The 17,003-nt window shown below is 51.3% G+C and carries 12 protein-coding genes; 1 reads left to right on the top strand and 11 read right to left on the bottom strand.

The genetic code is table 11. The features are described 5' to 3' along the window. Window positions 1-97: 97 nt before the first annotated feature. The 7 genes from QQK89_RS08545 to QQK89_RS08515 form a co-directional block, all read right to left on the bottom strand. Entirely contained in the window at window positions 98-790 is a 693-nt protein-coding gene (locus QQK89_RS08545; RefSeq protein ID WP_284238109.1) for a CpsD/CapB family tyrosine-protein kinase, read from the bottom strand. Then, window positions 771-1,541: a YveK family protein gene (locus QQK89_RS08540; protein WP_284238108.1), complete on the bottom strand. Its 771-nt coding sequence runs from the start codon at window positions 1,539-1,541 to the stop codon at window positions 771-773. Before QQK89_RS08540 ends, QQK89_RS08545 begins: the two co-directional genes overlap by 20 nt. A 186-nt stretch (window positions 1,542-1,727) precedes the next feature. Next, complete coding sequence (locus tag QQK89_RS08535; RefSeq protein ID WP_284238107.1) at window positions 1,728-3,881, bottom strand: S-layer homology domain-containing protein; 2,154 nt, start codon at window positions 3,879-3,881, stop codon at window positions 1,728-1,730. A gap of 573 nt (window positions 3,882-4,454) precedes the next feature. Beyond that, window positions 4,455-5,525, bottom strand: coding sequence for an ABC transporter substrate-binding protein (locus QQK89_RS08530; RefSeq protein WP_284238106.1), 1,071 nt, complete (start codon window positions 5,523-5,525; stop codon window positions 4,455-4,457). Further along, the gene (locus tag QQK89_RS08525; RefSeq protein ID WP_284238105.1) at window positions 5,522-6,331 is read right to left on the bottom strand and encodes an ABC transporter permease; all 810 of its coding nucleotides are present in this window, start codon (window positions 6,329-6,331) and stop codon (window positions 5,522-5,524) included. The genes QQK89_RS08530 and QQK89_RS08525 overlap by 4 nt, the downstream gene beginning before the upstream one ends. Then, window positions 6,309-7,136: an ABC transporter permease gene (locus QQK89_RS08520; RefSeq protein WP_284238104.1), complete on the bottom strand. Its 828-nt coding sequence runs from the start codon at window positions 7,134-7,136 to the stop codon at window positions 6,309-6,311. The genes QQK89_RS08525 and QQK89_RS08520 overlap by 23 nt, the downstream gene beginning before the upstream one ends. Beyond that, window positions 7,126-8,232, bottom strand: a complete 1,107-nt coding sequence (locus tag QQK89_RS08515) for an ABC transporter ATP-binding protein (RefSeq protein ID WP_284238103.1) — start codon at window positions 8,230-8,232, stop codon at window positions 7,126-7,128. The genes QQK89_RS08520 and QQK89_RS08515 overlap by 11 nt, the downstream gene beginning before the upstream one ends. 245 nt (window positions 8,233-8,477) lie before the next feature. Between QQK89_RS08515 and ytxJ the strand changes: the two genes are divergently transcribed. Further along, entirely contained in the window at window positions 8,478-8,819 is a 342-nt protein-coding gene (gene ytxJ / locus QQK89_RS08510; RefSeq protein WP_284238102.1) for a bacillithiol system redox-active protein YtxJ, read from the top strand. A 516-nt stretch (window positions 8,820-9,335) separates the two neighbouring features. Here ytxJ and QQK89_RS08505 read toward each other — a convergent pair. The 4 genes from QQK89_RS08505 to QQK89_RS08490 all read right to left on the bottom strand — a co-directional run bounded on the left by QQK89_RS08505 (window position 9,336) and on the right by QQK89_RS08490 (window position 16,881). Beyond that, the gene (locus QQK89_RS08505) at window positions 9,336-11,450 is read right to left on the bottom strand and encodes a glycoside hydrolase family 36 protein (protein WP_284238101.1); all 2,115 of its coding nucleotides are present in this window, start codon (window positions 11,448-11,450) and stop codon (window positions 9,336-9,338) included. A 449-nt stretch (window positions 11,451-11,899) separates the two neighbouring features. Beyond that, window positions 11,900-13,213: an ABC transporter substrate-binding protein gene (locus QQK89_RS08500; RefSeq protein ID WP_284238100.1), complete on the bottom strand. Its 1,314-nt coding sequence runs from the start codon at window positions 13,211-13,213 to the stop codon at window positions 11,900-11,902. A gap of 175 nt (window positions 13,214-13,388) precedes the next feature. Continuing rightward, on the bottom strand, window positions 13,389-15,029 hold the full coding sequence (locus tag QQK89_RS08495; RefSeq protein ID WP_284238099.1) for a response regulator: 1,641 nt from the start codon (window positions 15,027-15,029) through the stop codon (window positions 13,389-13,391). Continuing rightward, the gene (locus QQK89_RS08490) at window positions 15,022-16,881 is read right to left on the bottom strand and encodes a histidine kinase (RefSeq protein ID WP_434481638.1); all 1,860 of its coding nucleotides are present in this window, start codon (window positions 16,879-16,881) and stop codon (window positions 15,022-15,024) included. Before QQK89_RS08490 ends, QQK89_RS08495 begins: the two co-directional genes overlap by 8 nt. Window positions 16,882-17,003 lie beyond the last annotated feature (122 nt).

The raw sequence follows: 17,003 nt of genomic DNA, 5'->3' as shown, positions 1-17,003 counted from the left end.
TAATGCCTAAGGTTCGCGAACCCACAGCGTGACCGAGTGCCTGCCGTGATAAAGGTGCAGCAGACTTGACCTTGAGCGATTGTTGTAGCCGCTCACCCTACTTCACATCAGCACTATAGTAATAGTAATAAGCTTCTTCATTGGAACGGCGCTTCACGTTGTTCAGCACGACGCCAAGTATGCGGGCATTAACGTTCTGAAGGTTCTGAATCGCCTTTTGCGCGAATTGACGCTTCACTCTGCCTTGATCAACAACAAGAACTACTCCGTCACTCTTCGTCGCCGCGATCTGAGCATCCGTTACGGCGAGCAGCGGCGGCGTATCGATTAAGACAATATCGTATTTGCCACGAAGCTCATCGAGGAATGCCGTCATTCGCTTAGATGCCAACATCTCAGCCGGGTTAGGCGGAATAGGCCCCGCTGTAATGACATCCATATTCGGAATATCTGTCGATTGGATTACTTCCTGCAACGTACATTGCTGCGAGATCACCGACGACAGTCCAAATCGATTCGAAATCTGGAAAGTCTTATGAGCGGTAGGCTTGCGCATATCCGCGTCAATCAGCACAACCTTCTGATCCGATTGACTAAAGGCAACCGCCAAATTAGCAATCGTCGTTGACTTCCCTTCGCCCGGACCTGCGGAAGAGACCATAATGACTTGGAGTTTCTCGTCCACGGAGGCGAATTCAATATTCGTCCGAAGCGTACGATACGTCTCCGAGACTGGGGAACGAGGATTGGCAACGGTAATGAGACGGCGTCTATTCTCCGATACTGACATTTTCCAATCCTCCTGCTCTTTGTCTGTCTGCTGTTCTACGGCCATTGATGTTGCCCGAGAATTCATTGGCATTCACTCTTGCAACCATGGCGAGAGTTGGCTGACCTAGATAACGTTCTACGTCGGCTTCCGTCTTAATCGTATCGTCCAAATACTCCAACAGGAACGCAATTCCGATCGCTACCATAAGCGATACCACAAAGCTGATGATTAAGTTCAATGTCAGATTCGGGCCAACTGGCGCCGGCTGCTCATCCAAGACCGCTTCATTCAGGATGGATACGTTCTCGATGTTGAAGATATTCGGAATTTCTTGTTGGAACACTTTGGAGATTGCGTTAACGATCTCGGCAGCGTGACGGTAATCAACATCCTGCACGGCAAGGGTCATGACCTGCGTGTCGTTCACAGAGCTGACGCTAATCTTCTCCGCAAGCTCCTTCGCCGTCATCCCTAGCTTAGGATATTGCTCTGCCACCTTACCAAGAATAGCCGGTGTCTTAATGACCTCTTTATAGGTATCTATCATCTTGATGTTGGAGTTAATCTGATTCAGATCCAGCTGCCCTACGGATAGCTGTTGACTGGTCTGATTCACGACAATCTTGGTTGAAGCATCATAGATCGGGTCCTTAAACAACTTGGTGTAGATGCCTGTTGCTGCCGTACAGACTAAGACGAAGATAATTATCAGCAGCAGCCGCTTTCTAACGATGAGTAAATACTCTTTCAAATCTAGTTCCTCAGACACTATATCCCTCCTTCTGTATACCTAGTTGTCTTCCTTAATTTTACTACTATAGTCCTAAACAATAAAGACAAAAACTGTTAATTTTGCTTTAAATCTAGAAAAAGCCCATAAAAGACCCTCCTGCCATCTGCTGCCTGATATGAGAGGAGGGTCTAAAGTCCTATTAATATTTCTGTGAATTATTTATTATTTGAAGTTAACAGAGCGATAGATCATAACCGCTGCTTCCGCACGTGTTGCCGAAGCATTCGGCGAGAACTTGCCGTTGTTACCAACAACGATACCGTTCTTCGAAGCGAAGGCAACGCCGGCTTTCAGCGAAGCGCTGATCGAGCTTGCATCCTTGAAGTTCGCAAGAGCAGCGTTAATGTCTGCTACGTCTTGAGCGCCTTTTGTTACTTTCAGTGCGCGAGCGATCATTGTAGCCATCTCAGCGCGAGTAATCTTCGCGTTAGGATCAAACTTCGTAGCGGAACGGCCTTGAATGATACCAAGCTTAGCTGCTGCGCCGATGTAAGGAGCGGACCAGTCCGTGTCCTTCACGTCTGCGAAGTTTTCTTTGGATTGGCTGTTGTCGATATCAAGCGCGCGAGTAAGCATCTTCGCGAATTCGGCACGAGTTACGTTGTCCTTCGGAGCGAACACGCCTGCTTTCTTGCCTTCGATAGCGCCTTTCGCTGCGATTACTTCGATCGCGCGGCCAGCCCATGCTTGAACCGATGCGATATCCGTGAAGGTTACTTTGTTCTCAACAACAACATATTGGGAGAACGTATCGCGGTGTTCAACGATCAGGTTGCCTTCCACTGTACCGCCTTGGAAGATCAGCTTGCCGTCAACGATCTTAGCAAGGGACAAGAGTTCTTTGTCCACGCCTTCTACATTGCCAAGCGGAACACTTACGGTTACCGGTTGTTCGAATGTCGATACCGATTTGCCGCCGATTGTCAGGCCAAAGCTGTATACATCGGATACCGCTTTGTGACCGTCTGTTCCAACGGAATCAGCTTTCGATTTCTTAATGTTGAAGTCAACCGCGCCGTTGAACTGTCCGCCAACCGGAAGCGTTGCGCTCAAGCCGTTAACCGACAACTTAATGCCGCCAAGACCTGCTTTGATTGCTTCTTGAATCAGAGCGTCGTTCAGGCCAATCTTCACATCATCTTGAGCAACGTTGCCAAGGTTAACGTTCAGAAGCACCGGAGGAAGAGTCACGCCTGGAGCAAGAGCTTTTACGTTCTTCAGGATTTCGCCAATGCCCGCGATTGCGGACAGAATGGACGAACCGCCTACTTGAACTTGTGCTTGACCACCGGATACCGCAATGTTGCCGGAGAGGTCAAATGTTTGAAGCTTAGCTACAAGCGCTGTAGCTTGTTGAACCGCTTGAGCAAGAATAACCGCTTTCTCAGCATCGGATGCTGCAGCAAGCTTCTTCTTGATGTCGTCGATGAAAGCTGTAACTTCCTTCGGAATTTCAACTTTCACTACCTCGTCGCCACCACCAGTGATTGGAGGAGTAGTAGTTGTCTCATTCATTTTCAGGTAAGCCGTATAGAGTGCAGCACCTGCGTTGACAATAACGCCAGTACCAACTTTCTCTTGTACACGAAGTACAACGTCTTTCACATCATCAGTATCAATGCCATATGCATCGAAGATTTGCTGAACAGCCAAGCTTTCAGCAGGCAGAGCAGCCAAAGCATCTTTAATCAGCTTTGTTCTTTTCGTTTCATCGCTCAATACCGCAATAAGTTCAGTAGGATTGGAAGCCAGACCGTCAATCAGATCAATGGTTTTGTCTTGCAGAGCGAAGAAATATTCCGCGATATCGTCAACGGTCAGATCTTCTACATCTTCTGCCGAGAAACCAGCGCCTACAGCAAGTTCAGTCAATACATCGCGATAGGCTGGAGTATTACGAATCGTTTCAAGTTCTGTCAGATTCGCATCGTACGTGAAGGAGATTACATCCAGCACCAGATTAGCTACTGCTTTTTTATCGTTATCATCGAAGCTAGCGCCGAGTTCAGCAGTTACTTTGCTTGTAATTGGTGCAGCTACGTATTTCAAGTTCGTGTGGTTTGCGTCATTGTCCAGCGCTTGGATCTTCGTACGCAATGCTTGCACTTCATCAAGACCGTTTGTCGATACAAGTGCTGCGTACAGCTTTTGCGCTTGCGTTACGATCTCTGTATTCGGGAATGTAGAAGTTGCCGCATAAGCCGTAGTATTAAAACCAAGCTTTTCTGCCAATCCTTTGTTGCTGAGCGGAAGACCCGCGAATGCTGTTGCCGCGACGCTTGCTGCGATCGTGGATACGATAAGTTTCTTTCTCATTGTCATCTCTCTGGTTCACCTCATAGTTTGGTAGTGTGACAGTATGTAACTCTATTATTCTCTCAATACCACAAAATGGTATTTAATCAGACAGATGATTAACGTGACTAATAACCTAGAGAATCTGACCCCCCCTCCAGTCCATTGCCAATTCGTTATCCATATCTGACATATACATCCTAATAGTGGTTCATGCATCCACCAAAGCTGCCGATAAAATTATGTAAATGTGCATTTCACTACTAAGATATACCTAGGTAAATACTTGAAGCAATTATAGCAGAATAGCCCAATCGAATCAGCACTTTCGCATTATTTCCTATTATTCGACATAAAATAGAACTATTGCACTATAGAAACAGGACCTCCGTACAGTTACTGAAGCGCTTACAATGGCTAATTTAGGATTGGAAATGGCATTGGAAGGTAATAATTCGACAATCTTGCAATATTCAAATAATTGTTATTTCAGACATGGTCCGATATATTCACAAAAGCTTCACTTCTCATAGACACAAAAAAACGAGCCTTTTCGAGAAAGGCTCGTTCATCGTTACATAGTGTATCTTCATCTTATTTGCGATGCATTTTGAATTCCAGGAACAATTCGTTGTAGTGCGCGAGCATTTTTTTGCCGAGATTCTTGTAAACTTCCAGCTTCTCGGTCAGCTCTTTGCTTGGGTAGAACCGCTGATCGCCCGAGATGTCCTCCGGCAAATATTCCAGCGCTTTGGCGTTAGGCGTAGAGTAACCTACGTATTCGGCGTTCTGCGCAGCATGCTCCGGATCAAGCATGAAGTTGATGAACTTATGCGCGCCTTCGATGTTCTTGGCCGTCTTCGGAATGACCATGTTATCAAACCACAGGTTCGAACCTTCCTCCGGCACGACGTAATCCAGCTTCTCGTTCTCGCTCATAATCTCCGACGCGTCGCCGGACCATACAAGCCCGACCGCCGCTTCTTCGTTCGCGAGGAGCAGCTTGATCTCGTCGCCTACAATCGCCTTCACGTTAGGTGTGAGCGTATCGAGCTTCGCCTTCGCCGCTTGCAGATGCTCTTCGTTCGTATCGTTCAGCGAGTAATGAAGGCTGTTAAGCCCCATCCCGATCACTTCGCGCGCGCCGTCGAGCAGCAGGATCTGATTCTTGAGGCTTGGATCCCACAGATCGTCCCAACTCTTGAACTTGAGGTCCGTCAGATCGGGGTTGTAGACAACGCCTACCGTTCCCCAGAAGTAAGGAATCGAGTACTTGTTGTCCGGATCAAAGCTCAGGTTCAGGAAGCTTGGATCGATGTATTTCAGATTCGGCAGCTTGCTCTTGTCGAGCGGAAGCAGCAGATTTTCTTGTTTCATTTTGTCAATCGCGTATTCGGAAGGAACACTCACGTCGAAGGTCGTGCCCCCCTGCTCGATCTTCGTCATCATCGCTTCGTTGGAATCAAACGTCTGGTAGATGACCTTGATGCCGGTCTCCTTCTGGAATTCATCCAGCAGATCCGGATCGATGTAATCGCCCCAATTGTAGATCGTGAGCGTATCTTTGCCCGTATAACCCGCGCTCGAGTTGAGGTAGGAGGTCAAATACATGAGTCCCACGGACACGACCAACACGGCGACAAACGTCTGAACTAAAGATTTCATCGCCGTCCCTCCGCTCTCGCTCTCGCCGAAGTCCGGTTATTCCGCTGATTGATGAAGTAGTAGCCAATGACCAGCAGAATGGTGAACAGGAAGATCAGCGTCGACAGCGCATTGATGGAGAGCGCAATCCCTTGGCGGGCCCGCGAGTAGATCTCGACCGATAAGGTGGAGAATCCGTTGCCCGTTACGAAGAAGGTCACCGCAAAGTCGTCCAGCGAATACGTTAACGCCATGAAGAATCCGGCAAAGATGCCCGGCTTGATAAACGGGATAATAACTCGCGTCAGCACATGCCAGCTGCTTGCACCAAGGTCGCGGGCTGCGTCGATAAGCGTTGGGCTCATCTCCTGCAGCTTCGGCAGTACCATGATGACGACGATTGGCACGCTGAACGCGATATGCGACAGCAGCACGGACACGAAGCCAAGCTTAATGCCGATAATGGTAAACAAGATTAAGAACGAGGCGCCGATAATAACGTCTGGGCTGACAATCAGCACGTTGTTGAGCGACAGGAGCGCGTTCTTCGGCTGGCGTCTTCTTACATAATGAATGGCTAAAGCCCCCGCAATCCCGAAGATAACCGAGATAGCCGACGACAGAAGCGCGATCACGAACGTGTTCAGCACGATGATGAGCAGCCGCGTATCCGCGAACACCTCTTCGTACCATTCCCAGGTGAAGCCTTCGAAATTGCGCATCGCTCCGCCGCTGTTGAACGAGTAGAAGATCAGATAGAAGATCGGCGCGTACAGGATGATAAATACGACGATCAGATACAGATTAGGCAATTTTGCGGGTTTCATTGTTTTGCAGCCCTCTCTTTCTGCTGCCCGTTAACAGCATAATGACAACCATCGCGATAATGAGGAATACCGCAATCGTAGCCCCCATCCCCCAGTCCTGGGTAACGAGAAAATGCTGCTCGATCGCCGTACCGAGCGTAATAACCCGGTTGCCCGCGATAAGCCGCGTAATCATAAAGAGCGACAGCGCCGGGATGAACACGGCCTGACAGCCGGACTTCACGCCATTCAGCGTCAGCGGGAAAATAACCCGGCGGAACGCCGTCCACGGCGATGCCCCGAGATCCCGCGCCGCGAAGACGAGCGATGGGTTCATCTCCTCCAGCGAGTTGAAGATCGGCAGGATCATAAACGGGATAAAGATGTACACCGATACGAATATAAAGCTGAAGTCGGTGAACAGAATTTGCTGCGTGCCGATGCCGACGAACTTCAGGACGCCGTTCACGAGTCCGTATGTACCGAAGAGACCAAGGAACGCGTAAGCTTTGAGCAGCAGGTTAATCCAGCTTGGCAAGATGATCAGCAGCAGCCAGAGCTGCTTATGCTTGGTTCTCGTTAATAGGTAAGCCGCCGGATAAGCGACGAGCAGCGAGAAAGCCGTGATCAGGAACGCGTACCAGAACGAGCTTAACGTCATCCGAAGGTACACGGGCGTGAAAAACTTTTCGTAATTGCTTAGCGTCACGTTCCCCTCCACGTCGAAGAAGGAGTAATACACGACCAATACGATTGGCGTAATGACGAACAGCGCGATCCACAGGAGATACGGAATGAGATAGAAATTACGCGTATTAGTTCTCATCTTGACCCTCGCTGTAGGCATCCAGACGCTTATCGAATTCTTCCTCCGTCTCGCCGAAGCGCATAACGTGAATGGCCTCCGGATCAAAATAGAGGCCGATCTGCTCGCCTACGGATGCTTTCTTGGTGGAGTGGACGAGCCATTCGTTGCCCGCTTCATCGTAACAGGAGATCTCGTAGTGAACGCCGCGGAACAGCTGGGAGTCGACGCGCACCTTCAGCTTGCCTTGCTCCGGCTTCGTAATCTCGAGGTCTTCCGGACGGATCATGATCTCTACCGGCTCGTTCCGGTTCAGGCCTTGGTCGACGCACTCGAACGTGCGGCCCGTGAACTCGACTTCGAAGTCCTGCTTCATGCGGCCGGCCACGATGTTCGATTCCCCGATAAAATCTGCCACGAACCGGTTAATCGGCTCATCGTAAATATCGTTGGGCGTGCCGGATTGCTCGATCTTGCCTTGGTTCAGGACGAAGATCTCGTCGGACATCGCCAGCGCTTCTTCTTGGTCATGCGTTACGAAGATAAACGTAATGCCGAGGCGGCGCTGCAGCTCGCGGAGCTCGTATTGCATCTCGGTGCGGAGCTTCAGGTCAAGCGCGGAGAGCGGCTCGTCGAGCAGGATCACTTCCGGCTCGTTCACGATGGCGCGCGCGATTGCGACGCGTTGGCGCTGGCCGCCGGACATCTCGCTAATGTTGCGCGACTCGTACCCTTCCAGGTTGACGAAGCGGAGCGCTTCTTTGACTTTCGCCGTGATGGCGGCGTTTTTGAGCTTTTTGATTCGGAGGCCAAAGGCCACATTCTCGAATACGTTCAGATGCGGGAACAACGCGTAGTCCTGGAATACCGTGTTCACTTGGCGTTCGTTCGGCGGAATTCGGTTAATGACCTTGCCGTTGAACAAAATCTGCCCTTGCGACGGTTCGATGAACCCGGCGATGAGCCGAAGGATCGTTGTTTTGCCGCAGCCCGATGGGCCCAGCAGCGTGTAGAACTTGCCTTTTTCAATCTCGAAGCTAACATTGCTCAAGACCGTCGTTTGGTCGTCATATTGCTTCGTTACTTGCTCGAATCGGATGATCGTTTGATCCGACATAGTGGTATACACCCCTTTGCTCTTCCTACCCGGAGGTGGTAAAGGTAAATCTGGTCTGGATTGGGTCTGGATTGGATTGAATTGGTCTGGTCAACCTTATATGTAACTAACGTTTGCTATCGACACTTGATTATACATGATGCTCGCCTTTGTGCGCATGACTTTTTGCTCATGGGGGGATATAATACTAGCAGAGGCAATGTTCCTTTCAAAAAACAATTAACTTATAAGGAGTGTGTGGCATCATGGCACAATATCGTGAGATTGATTCAATGGAAGGCTGGAACGAAACGTTCGAAGCTTCGAGCGAGCGTCCAACCGTTATTTTCAAACACAGCACGACTTGCCCGGTGAGCGCGAACGCTTATCGCGAGTTCAATGAATATTTGAACGGCAACCCTCGCGAGGACGCCGATTATGTACTCGTTAAGGTGATCGAGTCCCGCCCGATCTCGCTGCAGATCGCGGAAGACACAGCAGTTAAGCACGAATCGCCGCAAATCATCTACCTCGATAAAAAAGCAAAAGTGTGGAGCGCCTCCCACTGGTCGATTACGAAAGAGCATATTACGGCAGTGTTGGACTAGCCTGTTGATTGATGGAACGGCAAGCAATGATAAATTGCTTGCCGTTTTTTTGTACTTGTGCAGGTAGTATGCCCAATTGCAGTAAATATTGTTAGCTGTTTCGATCGTTGTGCAAATGTCGCGGGCAGGCCCGGTGATCTCTACAAAGCTAAATTACCCTCATTCTGCTGGTTGGAATCCAACGTTGGCGCAAGACTGGACTTTAAGTAACAAGTTACTTGGCTCGCATGCACTACATATGCTCGATGGAGTTCTACACTAGCGCACAGCGGAACTTCAACTTACTAGTTACTTAGCTCGGGCGCAGCATTATGCTGGGTAGAACTAACGCTCACGTACAATGGGACTTTAACTAACTAGCTACTTAACCCGTGTGCACCATACTGCTAGGTAGAACCCAACGTAAGCGCACGGTGAGACTTCAACTAACTAGTTACTCAGCGCGTGCCGCCGTGCAGCGGCACAAGCAAAAGGCCACGGGATTAACCCGTGGCCTTAGCAATTGAAGCAGCGAGCTTAGCCTAGCGTCAGCTCGAACAACCGCGCGGTGCGCGGGTTCGGCAGCGTCACGCGCAGCTCGCCTGCGGCTGCGTCCCAGCTGCAGCCGGTGTCCGCCGAGGCTGCGGGATAAGCGCAGCGCGCAGCAAGCGCTTTGCCGCCGAGCTCCGGCATCGGCAGCGCAAGCTCTGCCGATTCGCCGCCGATGCGCCAGACGGCGAGGTACAGCTTGTCGCCGCGGCGGAGGCCAAGCGACAGCCAGTCGTCGCCGTGGGCCGGTAGGCCAAGCGGCCAGACCGGCAGCGCTTCGCGGATATCCTCGCGGATCGACTTGTAATAGTCGAGCGCTTCCTTCACCAGCTCGCGGCGGCGTGGACTTAGCTCCGCCAAATGGCCGGATTGGTGAACGCGAAGCAATAGCGCATTCACCATGTTGAAGATCACTTCCTCGTCATCGCCCTCGCGAAGCGGATATGACCAGACAGCCGCTTGTTCCGGCGTTAGCACGGCAGGCGCACCTGCGGCGATCGACGCATACTTCACGTAATCCTCTTGGTCGCTTGTCGACTGAATGCTATAACGGCTAAGCATCGCGTAGTCCATCCGCATGCCGCCGCTTGAGCAGTTCTCGATTACAAGCTCCGGATAACGAGCGAATACGCCGTCAAGCCAAGCGAGGTAAGCACGGTTATGCTGCAGGAGGCCATCGCCAACGCTATCCGCATCGGTCTCTGTGCCAATACCGGCATTGATGTTGTAGTCCATCTTGATGTAACCAACGCCATAGTCTTCAACCAGGCGGCGGATGACTTCATCCGCATGAGCGATGACCGCCGGATTGCGGTAGTCCAGCTGGTAGCGACTGCGGTCCTTAACTCGCTTCCCGTGACGCATGAAGAACCAGCTGTCATCGGCATCCGCCAGCTTCGGCGAGTTAATGCCCATGACTTCAAGCTCGAGCCATAGACCCGGAATCATATTCTTGCTGCGGATATAGTCGAGCACGTATTTGATGCCTTCCGGGAAACGTTCCTCCGATGGCAGCCACTGGCCAACGCCATCCCACCATTCGCCCGGCGCATACCAACCCGCATCGATACAGAAGTATTCGCATCCGACATCAGCAGCAGCGTCGATCAAAGGAAGCAGCTTCTCCGTAGTTGGCGAACCCCACAGGCAGTTCATGTAATCATTAAAAATAACGCGAAGCAACTTGTTATCGTCATTCTCGCGGCGAATGCGGCGACGGTATACGGTCAGCTGTTCAGCCGCTTCCTCAATCCCGCCTTCTACCGCACCAATCGCCACCGGCACGGACACAAACTTCTCGCCCGGCGCCAGCTTCAGCCACCAGTGATTGTCATGCTCGGTTGGTCCGCTGATTAGCAGCGTCAAGCGATCTACTTGGTCCGTCAGCTCCCAATGCCACGAACCGTTATGCTCGATCTGCCAGAATAGACTTTCACCTGAAGCCGTGTTCGACATGACCGCCATCGGAATAAGCTCCGCCGCCGACCAAGAGCCCGTGTTGCTGAAGGCCACGCGTTTGGAGCCGCGGTCAATCAGATGCGACATGCCAAGCTCCGGCAACGTATACGTCCGCCATTGCAGCTCGCTTTGCCAAGCGTTATGCGCCAGCGTCACTGTTACCTTCTCGTCGCGGTCGCCTTCGCCTTCTTTATCGAAGCCGGTCAATGCAAACGACGACACATACTCCACGCCTACTTCTTCCCCGCCGCCATTCACAAGTTCCGTCCAGCAGCGCGCAATCGCAACGCCATCGTAGAACTGAACATTCCACTCCGCAACCACGCCGGTAACCGGATCCTTCAATCCCAATACTAGCTTGCGGCCGAACTCGTTCCTACTATCCGATAATCCGTCATACACCATGCGGAGTCCTGGCTGCGACGCGCGATGCGTCCGGCCATGGTATTCCGCCCGGTCCTCGCCGGTCAGTTGCAGCTCCATAAGACGGAAGCCTTCTTTTTGCTTAGCCGCAATCGACTCTTCCACCCATGATTGCGCGCCAAAATGAAGCAACAGCACATCGCCGTTCTCCCGTACCTCATACACCAAATGCAAGCCGTTCTCTTCGATCTTCTGTATCCCCGTAACCAACTTCGTCTCCATCTCCAACTACCACCTTTCCCACTCTAACGAAACTCCATATGCTTATTCCGCCGAACATACTGTTCTCATATAATCTAACGAAACTCAGTCACGCTAATTACCACTTAAGCAAGCTAATGCCGCAACATTCGGCCAAATAGCGATACCCTGTTTCCTTAAAATCCAAAACTCGCTCAAAACGAGCCATTAGCGTTACCTCGTTTCGTTACGCACCGACAGCGGGCTGCGCAGCACAGTGAGACTACGTGCTGACAGTCGGGCGTCACCACCACCAACGATAGTACTGCTCACGTCCGCGAGGCAACGTCCCGACGCCGACCTTGATCGGGCTTCCACGCACGAACGGCATTTCTTGGCCTCGACCGCATACCGGCGCGCAACTCCATTCAAAAAAGAAAGAGACTGCCCCATTAGCCATTGGCTTCTGGGACAGCCCCTCGATGGGTAGCTTATTCGGCCGACCCGAATTGCTGCCATGCAGTCTGAATTTCGTTGATGGCTTGATCTTTGGTTTTGCTGCCGCCGATGTAAGCCTGCATGATCTCGCCGAACTTCTGGTGGAACGTATCGAGCGAGTAGTTAACCGACAGATCGCCGGATTTCTGCGTCTTAAGGATTTCATCCATTTCTTTCGGCATATCCAGGTCAGGAAGCGGAGCGTCCTTGATTGGCGGAATAACCTTCGCTACGTTCGAGAACCATTGTTTGCCGTAATCCGAAGTGTACAGCCAGTTGAAGAAGTCGATCGCTTCACGGGCTACTTTGGAATCTTTATTGATGCGAAGCGCTTGGTCTGCGCCCGTTACGATTTGCGTCTGTTCAGGCTTGTCGCTTACAGGGTAGCCAGCAATGCCAAGCTTGAAGTCTGGGCTGATTTTCTTGATGGCTTCTTCGTCCCATGCGCCTTTGCCCGTCATGAACGCTGCTTTACCTTGAGCGAAGTCGGATACTTCCGCGTTGCTGTCGCGCTCAAGCGGTTTGTCTGTACCGTGCTTAACAGTCAGGTCGATAAAGTTAAAGAAGTTGTCCTTCAGAACCGGATGGTCGTTAAACGTTGTTTTGCCGTCGATGAATTGTTGCACTAGATCTTTCGGCGTAGTGCCTGCATCTTCAGCCGCTGCATTCACGAAGTGTTGGAAGATGTGCTTCCATACCCACCACTCTTTGTAAGCGTTGGCGAATGGCGTAATGCCTTTTGCTTCAAGCTTCGCGATGTCGTCATTCAGCTCAGTCAGCGTCTTAGGCGGTTCAGCGATACCTGCTTGCGTCAGCAGATCTTTGTTGTAGATCAGCGTCATCAGGTTGCCCTTAACCGGCAGTCCAAGCACTTTGCCGTCCGAAGACGTCATGTTTGCTTTTACGCCATCTGTCATTGCAGCCGCAAGAGGCTCGTTTGTCAGATCCGCGCTGTATTCCGCGAAAGTATCGATGTCGCCGCCAGCTGTTGTCTGGAAGACGTCAGGCGTGCTGCCCGAAGCGATTTTCGATTTCAGAACCGTGTTATAGTCAGCTTGCATAATTTCAAGGTTGATTGTTACGTTTGGTTTTACCTTCTTGTACTCGGCGATGTATGCATTAAATGCGTCCGTGTACTCTGGAGAAGCCGTGAACATGTTAATCGTTACCGGTTTGTCGGAAGCCGCGCCATTATTAGCCGTCCCGCCGTTGTTAGCTGTATCGTTACCGTTATTTCCGCCGCAAGCGGCGAGCATGCCGCCGACCAGCGCAAGGCTGAGCGACACCGAAGCAATTCTCTTAAACATTGTAACGCCCCCATTTCTCATAGTTGCCAGCAATCAAATGTCCGCCCGGAGTGGTGGGCTGTTATTAAGCTGACCTTATGCACACGTTTATCATAATGAAAACGGATTCCGATAAAAATGCACATAAGTGACTAGTTAAGGGTAAAAAAGCGGAGTCTTGCTTGTTGTTCACTTTTTATCCTTCCTTGCTCGCTGTCCGATACTCCGTTGGCGAAATGGAGAAATAGTTCCGGAACGCCTTGCTGAAATAGTTCTTGTCCTTGAAGCCAAGCATCTCCGAAATGTCCTGGATCTTAAGACCCGGATCGTCAAGCAACTCCTTCGCCTTGTCCATCCGGACCCGCTGCACATACTCGTGAATGCCGCAGCCGAACTGCTGCTTGAACAATTTCATTATGTATTCCCGGCTCAAAAAATATTTATCTGCAAACATGGAAATTTTAATATCCTCGAAGTACCGATTATCGATATAGGCTTTAATATCCCCGATCTCAAATGGACGATTGGCGGACTGCGCATGCCGGATCTGCTCCAGGTAAAAGCTTAGGGCGTCCTCCATAATGGCGCTGAACTGCTCATAGCTAGCGAAATCATCCGAAAGTCCCATGAAACGGACCGGATGCTCCTCCATCAGAGGCAACTTCTCGCGGGTCACGCCAAGCTCCAGCGAAAAATCGTTCATCAGAACGATAAATCGCGCCACCATTAAATCCGCTTCGCCAAGCGTAAATTCCCGATCGCTTCCCTTCTTCAAAGCTTCGGCGACGATCGTTCTCGCCCCCGCCGTATTGCCCGCTTCCAGCGCGGTGCGAAGCAGCTGAACCCTTCCGGACAAGAGCGGAATTTCTTGATCTTGCCCCGCCTTCTGAGCGGTGTTGCTCGCCACGTGATAACCCTTGAGCCGCATCAGGTCAACGCCGCTAACCGAAGCTTTGGCTGCTTCGTATGAAGAGGCAATCTCCATGATGGCGGTGCATGGCGATCCGATGCCCGCAACCGCAATGATGCCGAGCAACTCCTGAAGCGCGGCGAGCGCTTTGTTCATCTGATGCAGCGAACGGTAGGCGATATCCTCCTGATAAGCGCCTTTCATCGTCAGAATGACGATCAGCTCGCGGTCCTGCTTCGGACTTGCAAAGCTGAACGCTTGGAAGTATTCGCCCGCTATCTCATTGAGCATATTCGCCACGGCAAAATGAAGCAGGTCCACGTCGGAATGGAACCTCGCCTTACGCACCTGCTCCATATTCAGCATCCGCAGCACGACGGCGGCGAACCGGTTATCCGGATCATCCGCCCCGATCAGCGGCAAGAAAGCTTCGTTCGTCTGGCTTCGGAAGCTGCGGTCAATGATGGACAGATACATTTTCTCCTTCAGCTTCGGAAGCGACATATTGAGAGTAATATTGCGGTTAATGAACTCGCTCTCCCGCACGCGCCGCGCTTCTAGCAGATCCACTGCCTTGCGTAGCGCAGCATTCAGGTCCAGCCGGTTGATCGGCTTCAACAAATAATCCACGACCTTGGAGCGAATAGCTTGGCGCGTATATTCAAAATCGTTGTATCCGCTAATTACAATAGCAGGCAGATCCGGATAGTCGCGTTCAAGCACTTGCAAGAGCTCCGCGCCGCTCATGCCCGGCATTTTCATATCAACCATCACGAGATCGATGTTCTGCTGGGCCAGAAGCTCCAGCCCCATCTTCCCGTCCGTCGCCTCCAGCACCTCGCTTACTTCAAGGCCTTTCCAATCGCCCAATATTCGAATCGCTTCGCGAAGCGGTTCTTCGTCATCTATTATAAGTACTCTATACATAAGGCCCGCCTCCCCGCGGTATTAGCATTTCCATTTCCGTGCCCGATGGACTGGTTCGAATAACAAGCTGGGAGCTTGTCCCGTATAGCAGCCTCAGCCTCGTGTTGAGATTCACCAGCCCTACGCTGCGCTCCTCTTCCGTCCGTTCATTCCAGTCGCCCTCGAACGATTCGAGCACTTCCGTCAAGCGGCCTGGCGCAAAGCCCGGACCATTGTCTCCTACAATAATAAAAGCATGTCCGCCTGCTGCTCGCGCGCTGATCTTAATCGTGACGGGAGTCGAGACCATCTCCACGCCATGTTTGATCGCATTCTCCACTAGTGTCTGAAGCGACAGCTTGGGCAATTCCAGTTCCTTAAGTTCTTGGTCCCAGTCGATGGTAAGCTGCACCCGGCCTCCGAACCGCGCTTTCTGCAGCGACATGTACCGCTCGATATGAAGCAGCTCTTCGCTCGCGCGGACGATATCTTTGCCGCTTATGCAATAACGAAGAGTCAATGCGAGCGCGTCCACCATATCGGCGATGTCGAACCGCTCCGCCTTAAGCGCTTTGGTCGAAATCGCCTGCAGCGCATTATAGAGGAAATGCGGATTAATCTCCGCTTCGAGAGCTTTCAGGATCGCGTTTTTCTCCGCTAGCTTCATCTTGTACCGCTCGTTGATTAACTCGTTCGTCTGACGGACCATCTGGTTGAATTGGCGGGACAGATAAGCAAGCTCGTCGCGGCCCACCACTTCGGTGGATGCTTCGAAATCCCCGGTACTGAACCGCTTCATCTGCTGCGACAGCAGCTTCAGCGGTTTCGTAACCGCGTTCGAGAAGTAGGTAATCAGAATGACCGCGAGCAAGAGGAACAGGAATCCGATCAGGAAGTTGAGATTTCGGGTTGTTTTCGCCGCCGCATACAGTTCTTCGTACGGAATGGGCTTGACCAGCTTCCAGCCTTCCTGCGCGCCTACGTTGTAAACAACGAGATACTTGCTGCCCTCATTGCCCGGTGTCTCCCAAGTAAGTCCGTTCTTCGCGCCGGTACCGTCCGCATTGATCTGATTCAACAAGCCGCTATGCGCCATGATCTCGTAAAAAGGTCTCTCGTCGAGCGCAAACGGTTCATTGTCCGGACTGAGGAACAGCAGATGCTGGCCTTTGTCCTGCGGAATGTCCTGCATGATTTTATCGATCGTGGTTCGGTTGTAATAGAAGGACACCACCGCTTGCGGCGCCCGGGTCGAAATCGAACGAAGCACCCGGTGGTAAGCCATAAAGCTGCGGCTGGGATCCATGTCGTAACCCCGCTCGTCGTTGGACAACAGGAAAGACTGGTACGCCTGATTCGCTTCATTGTCCATCGCTTGCTTGTACCAGGACATCGAAGGCAGATTGTCCGCGTGGCCGGACCGGATCTTGATATCAAAGTTCTCCTTGGCAATCGTGTAATAAGTCCCGCTCTCCACAAAGTAGAGATAAATGGCTTCCAGATCCTCGTTGCTGCGGGAGAAATACATACCCCGAAGGTAGTCCTCTACGTACATCTTGGATGCGTAATTGGTGGCGGCATGATTGATGGCGAAAGCCAATTCATCATAATTAATCGAAGGCAAGGACAGCTGCTCCATTCCCTTCAAATATTCCTCCAGATTCTTGTTAACGAGGAGCAAATTGTTCGAAGTACTCGAAATGCTGTTATTCAGCGCTTCCCGCTGCAGCATCTTATAGGAGATGAAGGTCAAAGACCCAACAACCAGAATAATGATCGTCGTAAAAAGCAAAATAAGCTTGTTCACGAGACGACCGGATACGCGCTCCGTTAAGGCGCTCCATCTTTTTGCGATATAAGTTGCGATTGCTATACACTCCCCGTGCTGCGGAAACTTTCGTTCACCTTTTTACCCCTAACCGTTTGCATATATCCATTTTGGCTGTCTGTAAGCGCAATTATAATACTCAGTATAGCGAATAAGGTACTGATGTT

Source organism: Paenibacillus glycanilyticus (assembly GCF_030161375.1).
Classification (GTDB): domain Bacteria; phylum Bacillota; class Bacilli; order Paenibacillales; family Paenibacillaceae; genus Pristimantibacillus; species Pristimantibacillus glycanilyticus_B.
The sequence above is the reverse complement of the archived record's forward strand: the minus strand, read 5'-3'. Positions and strand labels throughout refer to the sequence as shown.

Bases quoted from the DNA above. Each gene is read 5' to 3' on its own strand.
- QQK89_RS08545 (WP_284238109.1), bottom strand. From the start codon at position 790: ATGTCAGTATCGGAGAATAGACGCCGTCTCATTACCGTTGCCAATCCT.
- QQK89_RS08535 (WP_284238107.1), bottom strand. From the start codon at position 3,881: ATGAGAAAGAAACTTATCGTATCCACGATCGCAGCAAGCGTCGCGGCA.
- QQK89_RS08530 (WP_284238106.1), bottom strand. From the start codon at position 5,525: ATGAAATCTTTAGTTCAGACGTTTGTCGCCGTGTTGGTCGTGTCCGTG.
- QQK89_RS08525 (WP_284238105.1), bottom strand. From the start codon at position 6,331: ATGAAACCCGCAAAATTGCCTAATCTGTATCTGATCGTCGTATTTATC.
- QQK89_RS08520 (WP_284238104.1), bottom strand. From the start codon at position 7,136: ATGAGAACTAATACGCGTAATTTCTATCTCATTCCGTATCTCCTGTGG.
- QQK89_RS08515 (WP_284238103.1), bottom strand. From the start codon at position 8,232: ATGTCGGATCAAACGATCATCCGATTCGAGCAAGTAACGAAGCAATAT.
- ytxJ (WP_284238102.1), top strand. From the start codon at position 8,478: ATGGCACAATATCGTGAGATTGATTCAATGGAAGGCTGGAACGAAACG.
- QQK89_RS08505 (WP_284238101.1), bottom strand. From the start codon at position 11,450: ATGGAGACGAAGTTGGTTACGGGGATACAGAAGATCGAAGAGAACGGC.
- QQK89_RS08500 (WP_284238100.1), bottom strand. From the start codon at position 13,213: ATGTTTAAGAGAATTGCTTCGGTGTCGCTCAGCCTTGCGCTGGTCGGC.
- QQK89_RS08495 (WP_284238099.1), bottom strand. From the start codon at position 15,029: ATGTATAGAGTACTTATAATAGATGACGAAGAACCGCTTCGCGAAGCG.